Source organism: Halosimplex pelagicum, assembly GCF_013415905.1.
Classification (GTDB): domain Archaea; phylum Halobacteriota; class Halobacteria; order Halobacteriales; family Haloarculaceae; genus Halosimplex; species Halosimplex pelagicum.
On record NZ_CP058909.1, the window covers coordinates 266,289 to 290,289 of the forward strand.

21 protein-coding genes are annotated in these 24,001 nt (G+C 71.4%); 12 read left to right on the forward strand and 9 right to left on the reverse strand.

The genetic code is table 11. The features are described 5' to 3' along the window. Positions 1–86 precede the first annotated feature (86 nt). The gene (locus HZS54_RS01430; protein WP_179920200.1) at positions 87–335 is read right to left on the reverse strand and encodes a hypothetical protein; all 249 of its coding nucleotides are present in this window, start codon (positions 333–335) and stop codon (positions 87–89) included. 106 nt (positions 336–441) lie between these two features. Between HZS54_RS01430 and HZS54_RS01435 the strand changes: the two genes are divergently transcribed. Next, on the forward strand, positions 442–897 hold the full coding sequence (locus HZS54_RS01435; RefSeq protein ID WP_179920201.1) for a GNAT family N-acetyltransferase: 456 nt from the start codon (positions 442–444) through the stop codon (positions 895–897). Here the strand turns inward: HZS54_RS01435 and HZS54_RS01440 are convergent, their stop codons facing one another. After that, entirely contained in the window at positions 898–1,089 is a 192-nt protein-coding gene (locus HZS54_RS01440; RefSeq protein WP_179920202.1) for a hypothetical protein, read from the reverse strand. A gap of 106 nt (positions 1,090–1,195) precedes the next feature. On the opposite strand from HZS54_RS01440, the gene HZS54_RS01445 reads away from it, so the two are divergent. The 4 genes from HZS54_RS01445 (at position 1,196) to HZS54_RS01460 (ending at position 6,003) form a co-directional block, all read left to right on the forward strand. Next, positions 1,196–1,753: an HIT family protein gene (locus HZS54_RS01445; protein ID WP_179920203.1), complete on the forward strand. Its 558-nt coding sequence runs from the start codon at positions 1,196–1,198 to the stop codon at positions 1,751–1,753. 52 nt (positions 1,754–1,805) lie between these two features. After that, positions 1,806–2,744, forward strand: a complete 939-nt coding sequence (locus HZS54_RS01450) for a cation diffusion facilitator family transporter (protein ID WP_179920204.1) — start codon at positions 1,806–1,808, stop codon at positions 2,742–2,744. A gap of 51 nt (positions 2,745–2,795) precedes the next feature. After that, the gene (locus HZS54_RS01455) at positions 2,796–4,244 is read left to right on the forward strand and encodes a carotenoid oxygenase family protein (protein WP_218927112.1); all 1,449 of its coding nucleotides are present in this window, start codon (positions 2,796–2,798) and stop codon (positions 4,242–4,244) included. Between the two features lie 103 nt (positions 4,245–4,347). Continuing rightward, entirely contained in the window at positions 4,348–6,003 is a 1,656-nt protein-coding gene (locus HZS54_RS01460; protein ID WP_246391749.1) for an Hvo_1808 family surface protein, read from the forward strand. A 105-nt stretch (positions 6,004–6,108) separates the two neighbouring features. Here HZS54_RS01460 and HZS54_RS01465 read toward each other — a convergent pair whose 3' ends face one another. The 4 genes from HZS54_RS01465 to deoC all read right to left on the reverse strand — a co-directional run bounded on the left by HZS54_RS01465 (position 6,109) and on the right by deoC (position 11,480). Next, on the reverse strand, positions 6,109–8,040 hold the full coding sequence (locus tag HZS54_RS01465; protein WP_425484369.1) for an SLC13 family permease: 1,932 nt from the start codon (positions 8,038–8,040) through the stop codon (positions 6,109–6,111). Between the two features lie 140 nt (positions 8,041–8,180). Beyond that, entirely contained in the window at positions 8,181–8,972 is a 792-nt protein-coding gene (locus HZS54_RS01470) for an alpha/beta hydrolase (protein ID WP_179920205.1), read from the reverse strand. 70 nt (positions 8,973–9,042) lie between these two features. Continuing rightward, a complete protein-coding gene (locus HZS54_RS01475; RefSeq protein ID WP_179920206.1) occupies positions 9,043–10,299 on the reverse strand; it encodes a tRNA (N(6)-L-threonylcarbamoyladenosine(37)-C(2))-methylthiotransferase in 1,257 nt (418 codons plus the stop codon). Between the two features lie 494 nt (positions 10,300–10,793). Further along, entirely contained in the window at positions 10,794–11,480 is a 687-nt protein-coding gene (gene deoC / locus HZS54_RS01480) for a deoxyribose-phosphate aldolase (protein ID WP_179920207.1), read from the reverse strand. Positions 11,481–11,642: 162 nt separating this feature from the next. Here deoC and HZS54_RS01485 point away from each other — a divergent pair, with 162 nt between their 5' ends. The 3 genes from HZS54_RS01485 (at position 11,643) to HZS54_RS01495 (ending at position 15,166) form a co-directional block, all read left to right on the forward strand. Continuing rightward, positions 11,643–12,485 carry a DUF63 family protein gene (locus HZS54_RS01485; protein ID WP_179920208.1) on the forward strand — a complete coding sequence of 281 codons (843 nt, stop codon included), beginning with the start codon at positions 11,643–11,645 and terminating at the stop codon, positions 12,483–12,485. A 309-nt stretch (positions 12,486–12,794) separates the two neighbouring features. After that, a complete protein-coding gene (locus tag HZS54_RS01490) occupies positions 12,795–13,520 on the forward strand; it encodes a guanosine phosphorylase (protein WP_179920209.1) in 726 nt (241 codons plus the stop codon). A gap of 92 nt (positions 13,521–13,612) precedes the next feature. Beyond that, positions 13,613–15,166, forward strand: coding sequence for an HPP family protein (locus HZS54_RS01495; protein ID WP_179920210.1), 1,554 nt, complete (start codon positions 13,613–13,615; stop codon positions 15,164–15,166). 24 nt (positions 15,167–15,190) lie between these two features. Here the strand turns inward: HZS54_RS01495 and HZS54_RS01500 are convergent, their stop codons facing one another. Then, a complete protein-coding gene (locus tag HZS54_RS01500) occupies positions 15,191–16,390 on the reverse strand; it encodes an NAD-binding protein (protein ID WP_179920211.1) in 1,200 nt (399 codons plus the stop codon). 157 nt (positions 16,391–16,547) lie between these two features. Between HZS54_RS01500 and HZS54_RS01505 the strand changes: the two genes are divergently transcribed. From HZS54_RS01505 to HZS54_RS01515, 3 genes are all read left to right on the forward strand, one after another. After that, positions 16,548–17,795, forward strand: a complete 1,248-nt coding sequence (locus tag HZS54_RS01505; RefSeq protein WP_179920212.1) for a potassium channel family protein — start codon at positions 16,548–16,550, stop codon at positions 17,793–17,795. After that, complete coding sequence (locus HZS54_RS01510; protein ID WP_179920213.1) at positions 17,792–19,735, forward strand: TrkA C-terminal domain-containing protein; 1,944 nt, start codon at positions 17,792–17,794, stop codon at positions 19,733–19,735. The genes HZS54_RS01505 and HZS54_RS01510 overlap by 4 nt, the downstream gene beginning before the upstream one ends. Before the next feature lie 69 nt (positions 19,736–19,804). Beyond that, complete coding sequence (locus HZS54_RS01515) at positions 19,805–20,080, forward strand: ubiquitin-like small modifier protein 1 (RefSeq protein ID WP_179920214.1); 276 nt, start codon at positions 19,805–19,807, stop codon at positions 20,078–20,080. Between the two features lie 30 nt (positions 20,081–20,110). Here HZS54_RS01515 and HZS54_RS01520 read toward each other — a convergent pair whose 3' ends face one another. Together HZS54_RS01520 and alaS are read right to left on the reverse strand one after the other, a co-directional pair. Further along, a complete protein-coding gene (locus tag HZS54_RS01520) occupies positions 20,111–20,365 on the reverse strand; it encodes a hypothetical protein (RefSeq protein WP_179920215.1) in 255 nt (84 codons plus the stop codon). A 190-nt stretch (positions 20,366–20,555) separates the two neighbouring features. Beyond that, positions 20,556–23,330, reverse strand: coding sequence for an alanine--tRNA ligase (alaS, locus tag HZS54_RS01525; RefSeq protein ID WP_179920216.1), 2,775 nt, complete (start codon positions 23,328–23,330; stop codon positions 20,556–20,558). Between the two features lie 145 nt (positions 23,331–23,475). Between alaS and HZS54_RS01530 the strand changes: the two genes are divergently transcribed. Beyond that, a complete protein-coding gene (locus HZS54_RS01530; RefSeq protein WP_179920217.1) occupies positions 23,476–23,997 on the forward strand; it encodes a hypothetical protein in 522 nt (173 codons plus the stop codon). Positions 23,998–24,001: the final 4 nt, after the last annotated feature.

The following is a 24,001-nucleotide window of genomic DNA, read 5'->3' on the forward strand; positions in this document are numbered from 1 at the left end:
GCCCGGGCGGTGGATTCGTAGGTGAGCCCCGTCGGCCAGCGTCGGCCGCTGTCGGCCCCCATCGTCGCCGGCCCCCGCTGGCCGCCTCAGTCCTCGCTCGTCTCCCCCGCCGGGTCGTGCGCGATGGCGAACAGAAAGCCCGAGAGGAAGAGTAGTTCGTTGCCCAAGTACACCCCCAGGATCGGGTCGGCGATCCCGACGATCGACGCCGGGAGCGCGACCCCCAGGATCGCCAGGACGAGCGCCAGGATCGCGGCGACTCCCGCGAAGATACGGGTGACCGCGCCGCAGACGTAACCGACGGCGAACACCAGGATCGCTTCGAGCAGTCCCATGGGCGACATACTCCCGACCCGTCCAAAGCCGTTCCCCCGGTGATAGCTTGTGTCGCGATAGCACGCCCGAGCAAGCGTTTTTTCGCGGGCGGGTCACCACCCGCCCATGGCGACCGAGGTCAGGGAACTCGCGACCGACGAGGAGTGGGACGAGGCGGTCCCGATACTCCGGCAGCTGTGGAACCACGCCGACGACGCGTTCGTCCGCGAGTGGCGCGAGGAGGACGACTACCGGCTGTTCGGACTGTACGAGGTCGACGGTGCCGACGCCGAGTCGGAGGCGACTGGCGGCGGCGAGACGCTCGTCGCGGTCGCGGGCGTCTCGATCCAGCGGGTGCTCCACCACGAACGGCACCTGTGGGTTCACGACTTCGTCGTCGACGAGCCCCGGCGCGGCGAGGGGCTCGGCGGCGAGTTGCTCGACCGGCTGGCCGAGTGGGCCAGCGAGCGCGACTGCGCGCACCTGTCGCTGGCGTGCCGGGCGGGCAACGACGACGGACGGTCGTTCTACGAGTCCGAGGGACTGGACGCGTGGGGGCAGGTGCTGGAACGCGAGCTCTGATCACCAGTCCGGCCCGGCGTAGGCGATGTAGACGCCGATCGCGCTGCCGACGGCGTAGCCGAGGCTGCCGAGCGCCGCTCGGTCGACGGGGTCGCCGGCGACGAGGACGCCGAACAGCGTGACGGCCACGGCACCGGCGACGAACGCCGCCGCGGCCGCCCGGAGGGGTCGCGTCTGGAGGGAGGGCGACATACCTCCCGCATCTTTCGCCCCGGTCAATAGGTTTTATTATCGGTACGGTCCCGTGCGGTGAACGCGAGCCCGTCGGGGTTTAGTGGGACGGCCCCGCAGGGCCGGCATGGACCAGGTCTTCGCCCCGTGGCGCATCGAGTGGGTCGAGCGCGAGGGCGGCAACGACGATATCGACGGCTGCGTCTTCTGCGCCTTCGCCGAGGGCGACCCCGCCGAGGACCGCGACCGGCGGGTCGTCGCCCGCTCGGAGCGCGCGTTCGTCCTCCTGAACAACTACCCGTACAACCCCGGTCACGTGATGGTCATCCCCCACGACCACACCGGCGACTACCGCGATCTCGACGACGAGACGCTGCTCGACCACGCCCGGCTGAAACAGCGGACCTTCGACGCGCTCGACGACGGGATCGGCCCCGACGCCTACAACGCCGGGCTCAACCTCGGCGGCGGCGCCGCCGGCGGCTCCATCGACGACCACCTCCACACCCACGTCGTCCCGCGCTGGGAGGGCGACACCAACTTCATGCCCGTCGTCTCCGACACCCAGGTCATCGTCGAGGCCGTCGACGAGACATACGACCGTCTCCGCGAGGCGTTCGCCGATCAGGACGGCGCGACCGTCGACGGGGAAGACAGCGCGGTTCGGCTCGCGTTCGGGGAGTGAGCCGAGCCCCCGTCCCGACACCGCTTTCACCCGGCGCGGTCAACCACCGACGATGACCGACGACAGGTCGCGGGTGCTCCGGCGGGTGGGGATCCTGCTGCTCGTCGCCAACGTCGCCCTCGCGCTGCTGAAAGGCGGCGCGTGGGTCGCGACGGGGAGCCTCGCCGTCCAGTCCGAGGCGATCAACAGCGCCTCGGACGCCGTCTACTCGCTGGTCACCGTCGCCGGACTCTACCTCACGACGCGGCCGCCGGACTTCGAACACCCTCACGGCCACGAGCGCATCGAGCCGTTCGTCGGCCTGTTCGTCGCGCTCGGCATCTTCGTCGCCGGCGGCACGGTTCTCTATCAGTCCGCCACGGCGCTGCTGTCGGGCGACGTGACGGTCTCGCGGGGGCCGACCGCGGTCGCCGTCCTCGTCGTCGCCGCCGTCGCGAAGTTCGCGCTCTACCGGTACGTGCTGGCGGCGGCCGACCGGCACAACTCGCCGGCGCTGACCGCGACCGCCGTCGACAACCGCAACGACATCCTCACCGCCTCGGCGGCTATCGTCGGCGTCCTCGGCGCCGGCGCCGGCTACCCCGTCCTCGATCCGCTGGCCGCGATGGTCGTCGCCGTCGGCATCGTCTACACCGGGATCGAGGTCGTCCGCGACAACCTCGGCTACCTCCTCGGGCGCGCGCCGCCTGAAGACCTCCGTCGCGAGATCATCCGCCGGGCGCTCGAACACCCCGACGTGGAGGGCGCCCACGACGTGATTGCCCACTACGTCGGCCCGGAGATCGACGTGTCGCTCCACATCGAGGTCCAGGGCGAGCGGACGCTCTACGAGGCCCACGACATCGAGTCGGCCGTGGTCGACTCCATCCGCGACCTCCCGGAGGTCGACGACGTGTTCGTCCACGTCGACCCGCGCGAACTCGACGAGTGGAAGCCCGACGAGGAGGTCGACCAGCTGGCCGACGACCGCTGGCGCTCTCAGAAGGAGTAGCCCCGGGCGTCCCACCGCCAGCCACTACCCCCCGGCGGCCCTACGGCCGGTATGTCGATGCAGGCCGGCTTCGAACTGGGGTTCTCGACGCTCGACGACGAGGTGAGCGACCGCTCGCTCGCCGTCGAGGGCACGCTACCCGACTGGCTCGACGGCGCGCTGGTCCGCAACGGCCCCGCCGTCTTTGAGGTCGGCGGCGACCGCGTCGCCCACTGGTTCGACGGGCTGGCGATGGTCCACAGGTTTTCCTTCGAGGGCAGCAGCGACGCGGTCCGCTACACCAACCGGGCGCTCCGGTCGGAGACCTACCGCCGCGCGATGGCGACCGGCGAGATATCGGGGCAGTTCGCCACCGGCGGCGGCTACCTCCGGCGGGTGCGCCAGTTGCTGTTCGACGACCCGACGGACAACTGCAACGTCCACGTCGCCCGCGTCGGCGACTCGCTGGTCGCGATGACCGAAGTCCCGCGATTTCTCAACTGCGACCCCGAGACCCTGGAGACGCTCGGCGAGTTCGCCTTCGCCGACGCGCTCACGGGGCACATCAACTGCGCACACGTCGTCCCCGACCCCCACCGCGGCGAGACGGTCGGCCTCCTCACCGCCTTCGGTCGGCCCAGCGAGTACACGCTCTACCGGCTCCCCGACGGCTCGCGCTCGCGCGAGCGGATCGCGACGCTGCCCGCCAGGGACCCGGCGTACGTCCACAGTTTCGCGCTCACGGAGCGGTACGTCGTCCTCACGGAACACCCGTTCGTCACGAACCCCGCATCCTTCCTGTTGCCCGGGTCGGAGAGCTTCGTCGACAACTACGATTGGGAGCCCGAGCGAGGCACCCGGTTCCGCGTCGTCGACCGCGACACCGGCGACGTGGTCGCGACCCGCGTGGCCGACCCCTGGTTCGTCTTCCACCACGTCAACGCCTTCGAGGCCGGATCGGGGGACGCAGCCGGCGAACCGACCGGCGACGCCGACGCCGGCGAACTCGTCGTCGACCTGGTGGCCTACCCGGACGCCGACGTGGTCGACGGGCTCTACCTCTCGGCGGCCGAGGACTGGTTCGAATCGGGCCAGGACGGCCAGCTCCGGCGGTTCCGGATCCCACTCGGCGGCGGTCGAGTGACGAGCGAGTCGCGCTACGAGGGTCTGGAACTCCCGCGGGTCGCCCGCGGGGACCGGACGAAGTCGTACCGCTACGCCTACGCCCAGGGCGCCGCCGAGCGCGACGGTAACCACGTCGCGAAGGTCGACGTGCAGTCGGGCGACTCGCGGCGCTGGGAGGAGTCGGGCCTGTTCGTCGAGGAGCCGGTGTTCGTCCGCGCGCCCGACGCCGAGCGACCCAGCGACGAGGGCGTCGTCCTCGTGACTGCGCTGAACACGAACGAGGAGCGGACCGATCTCCTGGTGCTCGACGGCGAGACGCTGGGGGAGCGCGCGCGGGCACCGCTGCCCCACGCCGTCCCGTTCGGCTTCCACGGGCGATACTTTTCGGAGTGGTGACCCCGGTCCCCCTTCCGCGGCCGTCGCCGTCCCCCGGTCTCGGAACGGACGGCACGCAAATGCCGGGTCCGCCCCTTTCGGTGTCGCAGCCGAGACGGATCACATGGAACGCAGGACGGTCGCGACGGTGACGATCGCGGTCGCGGCGCTGCTCGCCGGTTGTTCGGGCCTCCTGGGCGGGGCGGGTCCCGCCGCGAACCCGGCGTCGCCGACCGAGGGAGCACCGTCGTCGACGGCGGAACCGACATCGCCGACGGGTGGACCGGCACCGGCGACGGCGGAACCGACCGACCGGGCGCCGACGACGCGACCGACGGAGACGGCGACGCCGGGGGCCGAAACGGCGACCGCGACACCGCCCGGGACGGCGCCGAACGGGACGGCCGCCGGCGGTGACGCCGACGACGCGATGGTCGAGAACCGCTCGGACCCCGAGACCGACCGCATCGGGTGGGAAGGGGGCTACTGGTACAACGAGACGATCGACGTGAACCAGAGCGACGGCCTCTCGGAGCGCGAGCGCGAGACGCTGGTCGCGCGGACGATGGCCCGCGTCGAGCGGGTCCGCGGCCTGGAGTTCCGGAGCGAGGTCCCGGTGACGGTTATCTCCCAGTCGCGGTTCGCCGGCGCCCAGCGCGGTCGCAGCACCTCCACCGAGCGCCGCGTGCTCACCAACGCGAAGTTCGAGGCGCTGTTCATGATAAACGAGTCCCGGGACGCGGTCGAAGTCCGCCGGAACGGCACGGCCGCGTCGGTCGGCGGCTTCTACTCGTCGATCCGCGGGCGGATCGTCCTCGTCAGCGACGGCGACGGCGTCCGGGTCGACGAGACGACGCTGGCCCACGAGCTCACCCACGCCCTGCAGGACCAGCACTTCGACCTCTCGGAGTTCGAGCGGCCGACCCGCGAGGCCCACAACGCCATCGACGGCCTCGTCGAAGGGGACGCGAACCTGGTCAAACACCTGTACGAGCGGCGCTGCGGGGGCGCCTGGAACGGGACCTGTCTCGCGCCGCCCGCCCGACCGAACGAGGGCGGCGCCGGCTCGCTCCCGCGGGTCGGGCCGTACCTACTGCGCTATCAGCCCTACAGCGACGGCCCCGCGTTCGTGAACGAGTTCCGCCAGCGGGGCGGCTGGGAGCGGGTCAACGACCTCTACGAGGACCCGCCGGCGAGCACCGAGCAGACGATCCACCCGGAACTGTACGGTGAGGACCGGCCGCGGACGGTCAGTATCGAGGACCGCAGCGGCGCCGGCTGGGAGCGCCTGCGGGTAGGCGACCGACCGAACTACGCCCGCGTCGGCGAGGCCGGCCTGGCGAGCATGTTCGTCCGCCCCGCGGTCGCCACGCAGGGGCAGGTCTCGGTCGTCCCCGCGAGCGACTTCTTCGCCTCGAACGACAGCCTCGACCCGTACAACTACAGCACGCCCTACTCGGCGGGCTGGGACGGCGACCGGCTGGTCGTCTACCGGAACCCGTCGACGCCGGTCACCGAGTTCGGCTACGTCTTCCGGACGGCCTGGGACTCGCCCGCCGAGGCCCGCGAGTTCGCCGACGGCTACCGCGAACTGCTCGAGATCGAGGGCGCAGAGCGGGTCGACGGCCGCGACCGGACCTGGCGCATCGAGGAGGGGACCGGCTTCGGCGACGCCTTCCGACTGCGGGTGGACAACGAGACGGTCACGGTCGTCAACGCGCCCTCCGTCGAGGACCTCTCGGACGTGCATCGCGAGGCCGGGAACCGGAGCGAGGGGTAGTCCCTCGCCGGACGATTCGGCGGGTTCGGCGCCGAGAACGACTGACCCCGCTCGAAAGGCTCTCCGCGCTGCCGTCGACGGGGAGCAGTATCCGTCCGATCACCGTCAGATCCCCCTGAAGAGGACGAGACCGCCGACGGTCACCGCCGACAGCAGCAGTTGCAGCGGCGCGCCGATACGGACGTAGTCGACGAACTTGTAGCCGCCGGGGCCGTAGACGAACAGGTTGGTCTGGTAGCCGACGGGGCCGAGAAACGCCGTCGACGCGGCGAAGGTCACCGCGAGCACGAACGAGAACGGCTCGGCACCGATCGCCGTCGCCGCGGCCGCCGCGACCGGGATCATCAACACGACGCTGGCGTTGTTGCTGATCACCTCGGTGATCAGCCCGGTGACGATGTAGAACAGCCACAGGACGACCAGCGCCGGGAGGTGGGCGGCGGCCGCGGCCACGCCCGCCCCGAGCAGCGTCGCCGCGCCGGTCTCCTCCAGCGCGATCCCCAGCGGGATGACGCCCGCCAGCAGGAAGATCACGTTCCAGTCCACCGAGTCGTACAGCTCGCCCGCGTCGAGGACGCCGGCGAGGACCATCGCCACCACGCCCGCCAGCGCCGTCACGAGGATGTCCTGCTGGAGGCCGGCCAGCATCGCGAGCCCCCCGACCCCGGTGAGCGCGGCCAGCCACCCCCCGAGCGCGGCCCACGGGACCGCCACGAACCCGACGACGCCCGCCATGATGGCGACGGCGTGGGGGATCTTCTCGGTCCGGTAGTCGGGCTCGGCGGGTTCGCGGACGGGGACGAACTCCCGGGACCGACCGAGCCGGTCGAGCGTCCGCGGCGGGGCCTGGACGAGCAGCGTGTCCCCGGCCTGGATGGTCAGGTCCCGGAGCGGCTCGCTGACGGTGTCACCCCGGGTGCGCAGCGCCAGGACGGTCGCGTCGTAGCGCCGTCGAAACGACGAACTCCGGATGGTCTCGCCGACGAGGAAGGAGGTCGTCGGCACGACCACCTCGACGACCGGGCGGTCCTCGGAGCCGGGCGTCGCCAGCGCCTCGTCGGCGTCGGCCGGTCGCGCGACGGCGAGTTCGTCCGCCGCCGCGAGCGCCGCGAGCGCCTCGTCGCCGGTCCGGACCAGCAGCGTGTCCCCGGCTTCGAGCCGGTCGTCGACCGCCGGGTTCACCGGCGCCTCGCCGTCGCGGACCAGACGGACGACCTCCACGGGGTTCCCCGCTCGCTCGGCCACCGCCGAGGGCCGGCGCCCGACGAGGTCCGACCCCGGCTTCACGTCGACCTCGGCGAGATAGTCGGCCACCCCGTAGCTGTCGACGGGGTCCTCCGCCGGCGGAACCCGCTCGGGGAGCAGCCGGTGGCCCACCGTCAGGAGGTACGCCGACCCGACGAGGAAGACGACGACGCCCAGCGCCGTGAACTCGAAGAAGCCGAACGCGCGCAGCGAGGGGTACTGCCCGGAGAGCCGCGCTGCGGTGTCGCTCGCGAGGATGTTCGTCGAGGTGCCGATCAGCGTGAGCATCCCGCCGAACTGCGAGGCGTACGACAGCGGGATCAGCAGTTTCGACGGCGAGGTGTGCCCCTCGTTGGCGACCTCCGTCACGACCGGGATCAGCACCGCGACGACGGGCGTGTTGTTGACGAACCCCGACGCCGGCCCCGCCACGCCGATCGTCGCGAGCAACTGTTTATCCAGGCGGTCGCCCGCGAACGCGGCGATCCGCCGCCCGAGGATCTGGACGAGCCCCGTCCGACTGATCCCCGCGCTCAGGATGAGCATCGCGAGCACGGTGATCGTCGCCGGGCTCGAGAACCCCGAGATCCCCTGGCTCGGCGAGATCCCCGTCCACGGTTCGAGGAGGATCAGCGTGACCATGACCGCGATCGCGGTCACGTCGACCGGGAGCCACTCGGTCACGAACAGGACGACCGCACCGACGACCACCAGCCCCACCACGACCATATCGACGGTGACGCCCGCGGGTGCCACCGGCTGCGCGTCTGTCAGCGAGGCTGTAAGACCCACGAAGGCAGGTTCGGACGACCGGTGCAAAAGCGTAGTCCGCAGTTATGTGGCCGCTCCGTGCGGGATAGCTACACTCCCCCGACCGCCCCGCTCGCGCGTCTCCGCCGACCGTCCGCGCGATGGAGGCGGTCACCGGCCGGTCAGAGGCGGCGGTCGAGGAAGTCGGCGACCGTCTCGATCCCTCGCGCTCGCCAGTCCTCGGGTTCGACGACGATGCCGTGGCCGCCGCCGGGGCGGACACCGAGTTCGACCGGCCGCCCCGCCGCGGCGAGCGTCCGCGCGTACTCGCGGGCCCCGTCGGCGGGCAGGAGGTCGTCGTCGTCGCCGTGCAGGACGAGCGTCGGCGGCGTCGCCTCGTCGACGTGGGCCGCCGGCGACGCGCGCTCGTAGCGCTCGGGCACCTCGTCGGGACCGCCGCCGAGGAACTGCCGTTCGAGGTCGTTGGCCGTCTCCGGGGTGCGGTCGCGCAGGTCGTAGACCCCGCTGATCGGCGCGGCCGCCGCCACCGTCGACGAGAGGGTCGCGTCCGCGGGGTCGAACCCGCCGTCGGCGGCGGCGACCAGCGCCGCGAGGTGCGCGCCCGCCGAGTGGCCGGTCGTCGCGATCCGGTCGGGGTCGATCCCGTACTCCGCGGCGTGGCCCTTCGCGTAGCGGACCGCCGCAGCCACGTCCTCGGCGGGCGTCGGGAAGGTCGCCTCGCCGCTCAGGCGGTAGTTGGCATCGAAGCAGACGTAGCCCCGCTCGGCGAGGCCGCGTTCGAGCGCTTCGAGCTGGCCCTTCTCGCCCTCGATCCAGGCGCCGCCGTGGGAGACGACGACGGCCGGGCGGTCCGCGCCGCCGTCGCCCGGTTCGTACACGTCCAGTTCCAGCGGCGCCGCTCTGTCGGGCGGACGGCGAAAGACCACGTCGCGTTCGACGGTCACGTCGGTCACGTCACCGGGGTCGACCCGTGTCGGAAAACGGTTTTCGGTCGCGGCGACTCGGGCCAGTTCGTCCGGCGACTCAGGCCAGTTCGCCCAGCGCGTAGACGGTGTTGTGGCCAGTGACTTCGACGTCGACGGTGTCGCCCAGTTCGACGCCCTGGTTCTGTGCGTCGGGGATCGCCACCTGCCGGTAGGCGCGGTCGTAGCCCACCAGCGAGTCGTCGGTGCCGTCCTCCGTGAGCAGCACCGACCGGACCTCGCCGACCATCGACTCGTACACGTCGTCCATCACGTCCATCTTCAGCTCCGACATCGCCTTCGAGCGCTCCTTCTTGACGGTGCCGCCGAGCCCCTTCATGTCGGCGGCGTCGGTGCCCGGCCGCTTGGAGAAGCGGGTCACGTTGATCTTCTCCGGGCGGGTCTCGCGCAACAGGGCCATCGACTGCTCGAAGTCGCGGTCGGTCTCGGTGGGGAAGCCGACGATGAAGTCCGTCGAGAGCGTCCACTCGTCGAGATAGTCGTCGAAGGTCTCGACGACCTCGACGTACTCGCTGACCTGGTGCTGGCGGCGCATGTCCCCGAGCACGTCGTCGCTCCCGGATTGGACGGGCGCGTGCAGGAAGTTGTACAGTTCGTCGTGCTCGGCGAACACTTCGGCGAGTTCCTCGCGGATGCCGTGGACGCCCTTGGGGTTGGCCATGCCCACCCGAACCCGGAACTCCCCGTCGATCTCCGAGCAGATCCGATCCAGGAGGACGTGGAGCTTGCGCTCGCCCTCGTCCCAGCCGTAGACGCCGGTGTCCTGGCCGGTGACGCGGATCTCCTTGGCGCCGGCGTGGACCAGTGCGCGGGCCTTCTCCAGGTTCTCCTCGACCGATGGGGAGTCGATCTTTCCGGTGGCGTGCTTGGTGATGCAGTACGAGCAGTCGCTCATACAGCCCCGCGCGATGGGGAGGATGCCGACGACGCCGTCGAGGATCGGTTCGGTGTCGGGCGTCGTCGTCGGGCACTCGCCGTTCCGGACGTACTCGGGCACCTCGTCCCAGTGGAGGACTTCGGCGTCGAGGTCGGCCGCCTCGAACTCCTCGCCCTGGGCCAGCGCCATACAGCCGGTGACGACCAGATCGGCTGGCGTCTCGGCGTCGAGTTCCTCGGCCCGGCGGAGCATGTTGCGCTCCGTCTTCTCGACCACGGTGCAGGTGTTGAGGATCGCCACGTCGGCCTCCTCGGGGCCGTCGGCGGGGTGGTGGCCGCCGTCGCGGAGCGACCGCTCGATCTGGCGGCTCTCACCCCGGTTGGCCGTGCAGCCGTAGGTCTCGATGTGATAGCGGGCCATCTCGTTAGTTCTCTCTTGGCGCTCGCGGCCAAAAGCGCGACGGATCGATTCTCACGCTGGAACGGTTTCGATCGTTCATCGGGGTGACACGCGCTGTCAATTCGTTTGCGGTGGCGCGCGCTGTCGCGAGTCTCGTCTCGCGACGAAGCCGCGCGAGGGATGAGCGACCGCAGGGAGCGAATCGGCTGGGGAGGTGTGTGGCCGTCTACGGTGCTGTGCGGTCGCGGACCCTGGCGGACTGAAAGGGCGAGGCGCGCTCGCGTTTATGTAGTCGTCTGAGCGTCCCCTACCCGAGCGACCGCAGGTCGCGAAGGTATGTCGCTCCGCGACCGCGAGCGGGCCGAGGGCTTTCAACGCATGCTGTCGTCTGCGGTCGATCCATCCCGTAGCGAGCGGGTCGAGGGCTTTCATCGCGTAACGTCCGCAACGGTCGTCGGTCTCCCTGAAGAAGGCCCACAGACTTCGCTGCCATCAGAAACGACTAGAACTGTTCCTCAGTCGTCCCACCCGCTCACGTCTTCGCGGCTCGCCGTCTCGTGCTGGTCGAGGAACTCGCGGGCGATCACGTCCCCACTCGAAGCCCCGATCCGCTCCGCCCCCGCATCCAGCATCGCCTCCATCTCGGCCCACGAGCCGACCCCGCCCGACGCCTTGACGGGCAGGTACTCGGCGAGCAGTTCCACGTCGGGGACGGTCGCGCCGCCGTCGGAGAAGCCCGTCGCGGTCTTGAGGTAGTCGGCGTCAGCCGCCAGCGCGCACTCGGCGGCGCGGCGTTTCTCCGCGTCGGACAGCAGCGGCGTCTCGACGATCACCTTCACCGGGACCGGGACAGCGGCGACGACCTCCTCGATCTCCTCGGTCACGGCGCCGTCCTCGTCGGCCCGCAGCCGGCCGACGTTGATCACCATGTCGAGTTCGTCGGCGCCGGCCTCCCAGGCGTCCTCGGCCTCGGCGACCTTCGTCGCGGGCGCGTGCTGGCCGTGGGGGAAGCCCACGACGGTCGACAGCGGCACGGTCGGGGCGTAGCCGTCCGCGAGCTCGAGGTAACAGGGCGGGATGCAGGCGCGCAGGCCGTACTCGATGGCGGCGTCGAGCACGGCGATCACGTCGTCCGGCGTCGTCTCCGGTCCGAGGACCGTGTGCTCGATACGGCCCGTCACGTCCGCGGCGTCCGTGGTCATGGCTCACCTCTCGCACCCCCACCACTAAAGCCCGCCCGGATCGGCGGCGTCGGGGCGCGCAGCGGCGGTCGCGCCGGCGGTCGTGTCGTCGTCTCGTCGTTCCGCCCGAGCGACACCCCGGCGACCGCAACCCTTTCGTCGGTCGACGCCGCGCCACAGGGTATGCAGATCCTCCCGAGCGGGCTGGTGATCCCGCCGCTGCCGTACGCCGTCACGCTGGCCGTGCTGACGGCGGCGTCGGTCGCCGGCCTCTACCTGCTGGACCCGCCGGTCACGTCCCGGCAGGTGCTCGCGCTCGCGCCGTGGATGATCGCCGGCGGCGCCTTCCACGCCTTCGAGCAGGCCGGGCTCTTCCCGACGGTGCTCAGGCCCTTTTTCGCCGCGCCGGCGGTGTACGTGACGACGTTCCTCCTCGCCGCCGCCGTCTGGCTCCCCTCGGTCATCCGCGCCCAGATGCTCGACGACACGGGTCGGATCGCCCGCTACCTCGGGTTCTTCGGAACGGCGCTCGTGCTCGCGCTGACGGGCGTCGCCTACGCCTTCGCCGCGGGACGGGTCGACTCGACGACCGCGCTGGTCTGGCTCCCGGTCGGCTTTCTCGGCGCGGGCGTGCTCACCGCGCCGGTGTACTACCTGCTCGCGCTCAAGTGGACGGCCGCCGTCGACCGCGCGGGCGTCGCCGGCCCGCTGGTCGTGTTCGCCCACGCGCTCGACGGCTTCTCGACGGCGATCGGCGTCGACGTGATCGGCACCGGCGAGCGCACGCCCATCCCCCGCCGGATCATGGACTTCGCCGAGACGCTGCCCACCTATCCGTACGTCGGCAAGGGGTGGCTGTTCGCCGTCGTCAAGCTCGTCGTCGCCGCCGGCATCGTCGTCCTCCTCGCGGACCTCGTCGAGGACGAGCCCACCCAGGGGAACCTCCTGTTCGCCTTCGTCGCCGCCGTCGGCATGGGCCCCGCCGCCAACAACCTCTTCCTGTTCCTGATCGGGCCCGCGATCTGACCGACCGCACGGCTCGCCCGCATCCGCCCGGGCGCCCGCCGAGGCTCCCCCGCCACCACCCCCGTTTCGTGTCGAACCGCCGCCCCGCGGCGAACCCCCTCGTTTCGGGTCGAACCCCGCCGGTATCGTGCGGTTTCCGGGGTTCGAATCGCTCCCGAAACGGTCCCCCGTTCGGCTCCGGAGCGCTCCCCATCGGTGGGGAGGGCTGGGGACCGGGAACGGTCCGGGAAGTGGCCGAGCCGCGGGGCGGCCGCCGGGACGGCCGCTCGAACGGGTACCGTTTTGCCGCCCCCGGACCCACGATCGGCCATGGCGAAACAGCCGCACCTGCTGGTCGAAGAGGGCGACGTACACGACATCGCGCTGATCCCCGGCGACCCGGGGCGCGTCGAGCGCATCGCCAACCACTGCGAGAACGTCGAGCACGTGGCCGAGAACCGCGAGTATCGGCTCGTCAACGCGACCTACGAGGGACGGGACCTGACGATCTGTTCGACGGGGATCGGCTGCCCCTCCGCGACCATCGCCGTCGAGGAACTGTCGAACGTCGGCGTCGAGACGTTCGTCCGCGTCGGCACGACCGGGGCGCTGCAGTCGGACATCGAGATCGGCGACATGGTCGTCGCGACGGGTGCGGCCAAGGACGAGGGCACCACGAAGCGCTACGAGAACGTCGAGTACCCGGCGGTCGCCGACTACGAGACGCTCTCGGCGCTGGTCGACGGCGCGGAGGAGAACGACGAGGCGGTCCACGTCGGCCCCATCGCGACGGACGACGCCTTCTACGCCGAGACCGACGAGTACGTCGAGGACTGGGAGGCCGCGGGCCTGCTGGCCGTCGAGATGGAGGCCGCCGCCGTCTTCACGCTCGCCCGGCGGAAGGGGCTGCGCGCCGGCGCCATCTGCACCGTCGACGGTAACCTCGTCGAGGGCACCCAGAAGGGCGAGACCGACGACGAGGAGCTCCCCGAGAAGGCGAAGAACAACGTCGAACGCGCGATTCGCATCTCTCTGGACGCGGCGACGGGGCTCTGAGCGGCGAGTCCTCCCGGTCGGCGAGCGTCGGGGCGGCGCAGCCCGACCGGTCGGACGATCCTTTTTGTACCGAGCCGGGGATAGTGGAGCCCATGCGCGGCCCGCTCGGCGACCGGATCTACGCGGCGCTCGCGCGGCTCCGGCGGCTCGAACGCCGGGAGCTGCGGGCCTTGCGTCGCTGGGTCGAGCGGACGAGCAACCTCGTTCACCTCTCGGTCCTCGCGTTCGTCCCGCTGTTGATCGCGGTCGTGACGCTGCTGTTCAACAGCATCGAGCAGCTCTCCTTCCTGCTCTTTCCGCCGCTGGCGTCGGGCACCTACACGCTGTTCGCCGACCCGGAGGGGAAGTACGCCTCGCCGACGCGGTTCGTCGCCGGACTCACCGCCGGCGCGCTGTGTGGCTGGGCCGCGCTCGGTCTCGCGTCGGCGCTCGGCCTCGGTGGCGGCGGGGCCGTCGCGGGGGCCGCGGCCGAGGGCCTGACCGTCGGCGCGTTCCAGGCCGCGGTCGCGGTCTTGCTCGCCGGGGCGAGCACCTGGGCGCTCGACGTCGAGGAGCCGTCGGCCTACTCGACGGCGCTGCTGGGGCTGCTGGTCAGCCCGGGCGACCAGCCGGTGTTCGCGCTGTCGGTCCTGCTGGCCAGCAGCGTCGTCGCGCTGGTGTTCGTCGTCTGGCGCGAGCGCTTCTACGACCGGCGCGCGCAGTTCCTCTACGAGTCGACCGGGAGCGACGACCACGTCCTCGTCCCGATGCGCGGGGACGACCCCGACGCGACGGCGATGCTCGGCGCCCGACTGGCCGCCGCCCACGACGCCGGGAAGGTCGTCCTGCTGGACGTGGTCGACGACGAGGCCGTCGCCAGCGCCGAGCGGGACCTCCTCGACGAGGGGCGGCGGGCCGACCGGGCCGTCACCGACGGCGGTCGCGACGACCACGGCGACCCCGTCTCGGACGGCGGCGACGCCAGCGGAAACGAGGACGGCCCGTCCGACGATACGTCCGGAGACCGCGCCGAGGAGCGGGCGGTCGCCGCGGCGGCGGCCCACCTCGAAGACCGCGCGAGCGAGATCGAGACGCGGGTCGGGGTGCCCTGCGAGGTGGTCGTCGCCGTGGGCGGGCGCTCGCGGGCCGCGACGGTGTTGCAGACCGCCCGCGAGACCAACTGTGACCTGGTCGCGGCGGCCTACGAGCAACGGTACGGCGCGCTCACGCCCTACATCCACGACCTGTTCCGCGGCGATATCGACGTGATCGTCCACCGCTCGGCGGCCGGGCGGACCCGCTGGAAGCGCGTGCTGGTGCCGGTCCGCCGGGCCAGCGACGTGGCCCACAGCATGCTCGACTTCGCCCGCCGGCTGGTCGGCCGGTCGGGTCGGATCAGCGTCTGTTCGTGCGTCTCGGGCGAGCGCGAGCGCCGGCGCGCCGAGGCGATGCTCGCCGACCTGGTCGAGGCGTTCGACGGGGGCTTCGAGACGCGCGTCGCCGTCGAGACCATCGAGCGCTACCTCGCCGACAACGCCGACGAGTTCGACCTCCTGTTCATGGGCGCCAGCACCGACCGCTCGGCGGCCTCGCGACTGATCTCCCCGCCGACGTTCGAGCGCATCCAGGATCTGGACGCCGACGTCGTCATCGTCGACCGGTCGTGAGCGGTTCGGCGGTCGGAACGGGTCTCAGTCGTCGGCCGCGTCGTCGCTCGAATCCGCGTCGAGCAGGCGGTCGGCCAACCCCTCCATGTCGCCGCTGCCCAGCGCGGACTCGACGAGGAGGTGGCCGCCGATGACCGCGGGGCTGATGACGGCGTCGGCGCCGGCGCGGCGGAGCTTCTCGACGTTCTCGCGGTCGGTGGCGGCGGCGACGATGCGGGCGCCGGGGTGGCACTGTCGGGCGGTGAGGATCGACAGCGCGTCCTGGGCGTCCTCGTTGGTGGCGGCGATGACGGCGCGGGCGTGTTCGACGCCGGCCTGTCGCTGCGGTTCCTCGTCGCTGGGGTCGCCGACGACGACGTGCAGGTCCCGGGTTCGCAGCGAGGCCGCCAGGTCGCTGTCGGGCGTTATCACGACGAACTCGGCGGCGTGGGAGAGTTCTTCGAGCAGCGGTTCGGTCAGGTCGCCGTAGCCCAGGACGACCACGTGGTCGTCCAGGAGTTCCAGGTCGGATTCGTTCATGGTGCCGAGTGCTTGCGAGAGGCGGGCCTCGATGGCGGGGCCGAGCAGCGACCCCAGCGCGACGGTGAAACTGGCGACGCCGAGCACGAGGACGCTCATCCCGAACAGTTTCGCCTGCTGGCTCGCGGGCGTCACGTCGCCGTAGCCGACGGTGCTGGCGGTGACGATGGTGTAGTACAGCGCGTCGGTCAGCGTCTCCAGGTTGTTGAACTCCTCGCGGAGCTGGTAGGCGCCGACGGTGCCGTAGACGAGCGTCCCCGACAGCGCGGCGGCCGCGGCGAGCTGGGTCGTCGACAGGTCCGCCCGCCGGTCGAACCGCCGGTGGTTCACCAGCACCGTCGGCAGCGACAGCAGCGACAGGGCGATCAGCGGCAGCGAGTACTGGCTCGACTGGGCGAGCCCCTGGACGGCCGTCACCGGCAGGAGCACGACCGTCGAGAACCACGCCGCGCGCAGCCGCCGGCGCATCCCCCAGGCGCTCAGCAGCATCAGGAAGCCGGTGAGCGCGCCGGTGAACCCCGCCGCGCGCTGCACCTCGCGGGGGATCTCGATGTACGTCTCGATGAGGGGGTTGACCGACGTGGCGCTGATGTTGGCCACGCCCGTCCCGAACGAGAGGATGGCGACGACGGTCGGCAGCCAGACGGCTGCGCGGGTCCCGACGAACACCGTCTGCGGATGGTGCGCCAGCCGCCTCGGGTCCATACCCACCGCAGGTGGCCGAGCGGCTAAAATCCCACCGACCCGCGGCGGTTCGTGTCACGGGAGACGGACGACCGCTCCCCGCGACCGGGTTCGTCGCCCGGTCTCGCTCGCCACGCCCGCCGATACACGTTTACCGGTGGATTCCGTCACACCGCCCATGGCTTCGTTCCCGGTCGAGCTGCTGTTCGGTATCTATCTCGGCATCCTGACGGGGATCATCCCGGGTCTGGTCGCGTGGTCGCTGGGGTTCGTCTTCAAGTACTTCACCGGCGTCACCATCCCCGGGTTCGGTGTGGTCGTCCTCTCGGTCGCGCTGGCGGGGGTCAACGGCGGCCTGCTCGCGCTGGCCGACCCGACGATCACCGACTCGGCCAACGCCGTGACGATCACGACCGCGATCCTCGTCGTCCTGATGATCTCGCTGTACGCCCACTCCCGGGGCGACCAGATGGGCGCGACCTTCCCCAAACGACTGTCGCTGAAGCAACTGCGCGAGCGGACGCTCGCCGCGGACGTGCGCGGCGCGCTGGCCGGCCGCGACGAGGCGCGGGTCCGCGTCGTCGGCGAGGTCGCCGACATGGAGGGGTACCCGCCGCTCTCGGACGAGTTGCGTGCGGAGATCCGGGCGAGCGAGTGGACGTTCCCGGCCGACCTGCGCATCTCCGAACTCGAATCCCGCCTCGCGGAACGGCTCAAGACCGAGTACGACCTCGGCGACGCCGCCGTCACCGTCGACGAGCGCGGCCGCGCGTCGGTCGTCGCCGCGCCGCCCTTTTCGGGGCTCTCCAAGCGCGTCCCCGACGGGAAACGGGCGGTGTCGGTGAACGCGCTGGTCCCGACGGGGGTCGCCCGCAGCGACGAGGTGACGCTCATCACCCCCGACGCGCAGGTTCGAGGGACCGTCGTCAGCGCGAAGACCCAGACGGCGACCGCCGACGCCGGGCCCGACCCCGAGGCGAGCGGCGCCGACGACGAGGACGACGCCGACGGCGACGACGAGGATCGGGTCCCCCAGCCGGTGCGGGCGCCGACGACGACCGGCGGCGAGGGGCGGATCACGGTCGCGGTCACGCGGACGGACGCCGAGCCGCTGCTGAAGGCCGACCGCGCCCGCGTGGTCGTCGAGTCCCGCGGCGTCCGCCGGGAGTACGAACTGCTCAGTCTCCTCCGCAGAGCGGGCCGCCGGTTCGGGCGCGTCACGGTCGGCGCCGGCGGGCCGCTCGACGGCGCGACCGTCGGCGAGGCGAACGTCCGCAACACCTACGGCGTCGCCGTGATGGCGGTGCGGGGCGCGAGCGGCTGGGCCGTCGCGCCGAAGGGGTCGACGACGCTCACCCCCGGTGACGAGGTGTTCGCCGTCGGGACGCGCGGGGAACTCGACGCGTTCCGGGAGGCGGTGGCGTGAACGGCCTCGCGGCGGGCGTCTGGCCCGCCTTCGCGGCGGTCGGCGACGCGACGCTCGTCGCCGACGCCGCGACGACGGCCGACCTCGCGGCCGGGCCCGTCGCCCAGAGCGGGTCGCTCACCGAGCGGGCGCTGACGAACGCGGTGCGCGTGCTCGCCCTCGCCGTCCTCGCCGCGGGGACGGCGGCGGCCGTCGCGCTCCTCTATCGCTGGTACGTCCGCGAGCGCGTCCCCGGTGAACTCCCCGCTCTGTTCGGACTCAGCGCCGTCGCGGTCGTCCTGAACACCGACCAGGCGCTCGGGGAGGTCATCGCGCCGGACGGGAGCGGCGACCCCCTGGACCAGGCGGGGATCCTGTTCCACGTCGTCACGTTCCTCGTCGCGCTGGCCGCGACCCGCGCGGGCGCCGACGTGGGCGACCGCCTCGGCAGCGACGTGGCCGTCGCCACCGGCGAGCGCGCCGTCGAGACGGAGGTCAGCCGCGTCGTCCAGGCCGTCGGCCGCGTCATCACCGTCGAGCTCCCCGACGAGGTCGAGGACATCGTCGGCTACGACCCCGTCCCCGCCGAGACCAAGGAGAAGCTCGCGGGCAAGACCTTCGTCTTCCCGCGCCGGCTGACCGTCGACGAGCTGCGCGACCGGCTCGTGACCCGGCTGAAGGCCGACTACGGCGTCGGCCACGTCGACCTCGAACTGGCCGACGACGGGAGCGTCGAGTACCTCGCCGTCGGCTCCCGCGCCGCGGGCATCGGTCCGACCCTGCCCCCCGAGACCTCGGCGGTCGCGGTGAAAGCCGACCCCGCCTTCGCCGCCAGCGCGGGCGACCTCGTCCAGGTGTGGCGCACGGACCCCTTCGAGCGCGTCGTCACCGCGGAGCTGCGCGGGGTCGTCGACGACGTGGCGACGCTGGCCATCGACGCCGCCGACACGCGCAAGCTCGACGCCGAGGGCGAGTACAAACTGGTGACCCTGCCCGTCGAGACGCGCCCCGACCGGGAGTTCGCGTCGGTGCTCCGGGTCGCCGAGGAGACGATGGCCGCCGTCACCGTCGGCGCGGGGAGCGACCTCGCGGGCCAGCCCGTCGGCGCGATCGACGTGACCGTCGTCGCGATCCGGCCCGAGTCCGGCCCCGTCGAACCGCTCCCGGCCCGCGACCGGACGCTCGCGCCCGGCGACGCCGTCTACATCGTCGCCGCCCCGGAGGCCATCCGCAAGGTCGAAGCGGCCGCCACGCCCCGCGACGGCGCGACTCCGGAGGGCACCGGCGTCGCCGGCGCGGCGCTCACCCCCGACGAGCAGATCGACCCCGGGCGGGCGGTCGGCGAAGGGTCGGACGACGGCGAGACGCCGACGGACGCGTTGGGTGCGGGCGGGAACGGGACGCCGGCGGAGTCGGCCGCCGACCCACTCGTCGACGCGGACGCCCCCGGTATCGAGGCGCTCGAACCCGACGAGTCGGACCCGTCGTCGAACGGTGAACCGGTCGAGGACGAGACGGCTGAACCGGACGACGGCGCCGCAGACTCCGACGATGGCGCCGCGGAACCCGACGGTAGCGCCGCGGAACCCGACGAGGGCCCCGAGGCCGACGACCCGTCCCCCGAAGCCGACGGCCGACCGGACGAGCCGTCCGCCGAGCCGACGCGCGAGGACCTGGGCGACCTCCCCGGGGCCGACGTGGACGAGTTGACCGGAACCGACGCGTCCGACGAAGCCGCCGTCGGCGACGACTGGGAGACCATCGCCGGGCCGGACGCCTCCGAGGAGACGGCGGCCGAAGCCGAACCGAGTGACGGGGAAGCCGAATCGGGAGACGACACGGACGAAGCCGAGTCGGGAGACAGTACGGACGACGCCGACGCCGACGGAGACGATTCCGCTGAGTCGAGCGGGAGCGACTGGACAGTGGCGGTCGACCAGCGCCGCGAGGACGACGAGTAGCGAACCCGTTCGGCCTGGCTGTCGCCCGAGTGCGGAACGCTCTTTGGGTATCGGTGCCCTCTCCCGAGTATGCACTGGCGACTGTTCGCCACGCTCGCCGAGACGGCCGGCGACACCGAGATCGAGGTCGACACCGGCGCCGAAACCGTCGGCGACGCCTTCGATTCGCTTCTCGAAACCTACCCCGCGCTCGAATCCGAAGTGTTGGACGACGAGGGCGATCTGTACGGCCACGTCCGCCTCCTCCACGAGGGTCGTGACCCCTTCGCCGAGGAAGACGGTTTCGAGACGACGGTCGACGACGACGACGAACTGGCGCTCTTTCCGCCGGTCAGCGGCGGATAGAACCCACTTCGTTTCCGTCACAGAGACCGATCAGTCGGCCGAATCGCTCTCCTGCCGGAGGTGGAGGAACGCGAAGCCGACGAATAGGGACGCGATCCCTGTCTGAAGTCCCCAGTTCGCGGCGAGTTCGAGAACCGGCGTTATCGCCCCCAGTCCGGTCAGTCGTCCGACGGCGTCCGGACCGCCGAGCAACACGACGAGCAACCAGCCTGCGAACGCGACCTCCGCCAGATCCCACCAGTGTCGCCAGTTACCGACCGCCTGGCGGAGTCGCGTCGGACTCACGGCGAAGTGTTACCGTTCCTACCGTTTCAGTCTACCGATGGCGGGTAGGGAGTGCGCGGATCAGGCGTCCAGCAGCTCCAGCACGCGCAGGACGAGCTGGAATCACAGGACACAGGCTATCGGACGATACAGCCGATTCCGACCGGTTCGACGGGAAAGCGACTGATTCGGCAGAAAGTCGTGTCGGGACTCAGACGTTCGCGACCTGCTGGAGCACGTCGGGCGCCTCGTCGAGCGCGTCGTCGAGCGCGTCGGCGTCGGGGCCGCCGCCCTGTGCGAAGTCGGGCGGGCCGCCGCCGCCGCCGCCGACCTTCCCGGCCAGTTGGCTCACGACCTCGCCGGCGTTGACCGCCGAACCGTCGGGGACGGCGACGACGAACGTCGCGCCGTCGCGACCCGACCCGAGCACGGCGATCTTGCCTTCCTCGACGAGGGCGTTGGCCGTCGCCCGGAGTTCGTCCATGTCACCGTCGAGACGCTGGACGACAGCGGTCTCCTCGCCCACGTCGACCTCCTCGCCGTCGCCCGAGCCCGCGGCGCGGACCTCGGCGAGTTCCTCTTTCAGGTCCTCGATGGTCTTGCCGCGCTCCTTCCACTCGGTGAAGAAGCGCTCGGCGGTCTCGGGCACCTCTTCGGGCGCCACGTCGAGGGTGTCGGCGGCCTCGTAGAGGGCGTCCTCGGTGTCCTGGGTGGACTGGATCGCCGCGTCGCCCGCGGCGAACTCGATGCGGATGACGCCGTCCTGGACGCGCTCGGTGCCGAGGATTTTGATCGTGCCGATGTCGCCGGTGCGGGCGACGTGGGTGCCGCCGCAGGCCTGCACGTCCTCGGCGACGTGGATGAGCCGGATGTTCTCGCCGGCAGGGATACCTCCTTGATAGAGGTCGAAGCCGTGCTCGTCCTCGGCCTCGTGGCGGTCGGGCCACTCCTGTTTGACCGGGCCGTTCGACCGGACGATGTCGTTGGCGCGGTGCTCGATCTCCTCGACCTCCGCGCGGGAGACCGACTCGTAGTGGCTCACGTCGATGCGCGACGACTCCGTGCCCTTCTGGGCGCCGGCCTGGCGGACGTGCTCGCCGAGCACCTGCCGGGCGGCGTGGATGACGATGTGGGTCGCGGTGTGGTGGGCCATCAGCCGGCGCCGTCGCGCGCCGTCGATCTGGCCGCGGACGAACTCGCCCTTGCCGGGGTCGGCGTCGGCCGTGTGGAGGATGACGCCGTCGACGATCTGGGCGTCGGTGACCTCCGCGGTCACGTCGTCGGTCGACAGGGTCCCGTGGTCCGGCGGCTGGCCGCCGCCCTCGGGGTAGAACATCGTCTGGTCGAGCACCACGTCGTAGCGGTCGTCGTCGCGCTCGAAGACCTCCAGCACGACCGCTTCGAACTCCGTGCGCTGCTGGTCCTCGTAGTACAGCCGGTCCGTGTCGGGCAGCTCTTCGAGGCGGTCGGCGTAGGGCCGCTCGTCCACCTCGTCGAAGGCCTGGCCGCCGCCGTGGCGGTCGGCGACGAGGGCGTAGAAGTCGTCGGGCGTCTCGACGGCGACGCCCTTCTCGGCGGCGATCTCCTCGACCATGTCCGGCTGGATGCCGTGCGAATCGTACAGCTCGATGAGTTCGCGGACCGGGATCGGTTCGCCCTGCTGGGCGTAGTCGTCGGCGAGGCGGCGGACGCGACGGCCGCCCTGGTCGAGCGTCTCGCGGTACTTCTCGACCTCGGTGCGGACGATATCCCTGATGGTGTCGCGGTTCTCGTAGCCCAGCCGCTCGGCCTGCATGTCGACGAGTTCGTCCAGCGGCGCGTCGACGCCGACGTTGTCCACGAGGCGCTTGGTCCGGCGGAGGACCATCCGGGCGAGATAGCCCGTGCCGACGTTCGACGGGACGATGTTGTCGCCGAGCATGTACGCGAGCGTCCGGCAGTGGTCGGCGATGGCGTAGATATCCTCCAGCGGTTCGAGCAGGTCGACGAGTTCGCCGGTGCCCACGTCGAGCTGGTCGGCGATGTTGTCGCGGGCCGACTCCATATCTTCGGCCTCGTCGATGTCCATGTGGCCCGCGAGCTTGGCGGCGCGGTGGACGATCTCCGCTTCCCGCTCGGAGTAGTCGAGACCGGCGTTCTCTTTCAGGAAGTCGATGGTCTCGGGGTAGACGGCCTCGTAGACGGTGGGGGTGCCCTGGGCCATCCACGTCCAGCGCTCGATGCCGTAGCCGGTGTCGATGACCCGGCGGTCCATCCGGCTGTACGTGTTGCCGTCTTTCATCTCGAAGTCGCCGTCGGGGTCCTGCTCGAACTGCATGAAGACGAGCGTCGCGAGTTCGAGCCCGCGGTAGATGACCTCGAAGGCGGGGCCGGCGTTGCCGCCGCCGACCCACGGGTCCTCGATGAGGGTGAGGTCTTCCACGTCGGCGCCGACCGAATCGAGCAGGTCGACGCAGTGCTCGACGCACTGGTCCTTCCAGTAGACCTCGCCCTCGTAGGCGTAGTCGGTGCCCTCGTCGGCGTTGAACGCGTGGTGGCCGCCCATCTCGAAGGCCATGGTGTGGCGGCCGGTCTTGCCGACGTTGTCGATGTCCTGCATGCGGATACAGGGCTGGGAGACGACGAGCGGGTTGGCGGGCGGCGGGGACTCGCCGCTGGTGACGTGGGGCTGGAAGTCGTAGATAGAAGCCTGCGTGAGAAGCACGTCGTCGCGCCAGCGGTTGGCCGCGACCGGGTAGGGGTCGATGCGCTCGTGGCCCCGCTCCTCGAAGAAGGAGAGGAACGTCTCGCGGGTCTCCTCCAGGGACATCTCCTCGCCGAAGCCGGGGTCGTCGATGAAGCCGTACTCTTCGCATGGCGGCTCGCCGCAGGTCGCCCGGTCCCCGTCGAGCGTCCAGAAGTGGGCCCCACACTCGGAGCACTCCTTCCGGTGGAAGCCGTGCTCCTCGAAGTAGTCGAGTCGATACTCCTGTTCGAGGTCGCTCATTCGTTGCTAGGTCTTGGCCCAGCGGCGCCTAAAACAGTTCCGAAGGTGCGGTCGCCGCTCTCACGGGTCTCGCGGACACTCGCGCCCGATTGCGGTCGACGCGTCGGTGACAAGACACATATCGGTCCCGCGTCACGGCCGAGGTATGCGCCGCTTCGCTATCGCCGGGTTCGTCCTGCTGTTCGCCGTCGTCGCCGGTGGTGCGGCCGGACTCTCCGCGCTCACGACCGAGGACCGCCCCGCGAACGCCGCCGTCTCGGCCTTCGAGCCGCGGGTGGCGGTCGGCAACCAGTCCGACGACCCCTATCCCGAGTCGAACGGGGTCGTCACCTGCAACGACCGGGGGCCCATGCCGGGCGACGCCGGCCTGGAGGGGTCGCTCCTCGTCGAACGCCCGATCGGCGACGACGGCCCGCCGGAGGCGTCGTTCCGAGTGAACGTGTCCGTCGACGACGGGGCGCTCGTCGAGACCCGCACCGTCGACCTCTCGACCGGCGGCTCCGAGCGGCTGGTCATCCTGCGCACCGCCGAGCGGCCGCCGTCGCTGGACGGCGGCGATACCGTCCCCGTCCGCGCGGCCGTCACGACGGAGAACACCACCGTCGCCACGGCCTCGCGCACGGTCGAAGTCGCCGAGCGCGACGTGCCGTGCGCGGACGAGAACTGACCGC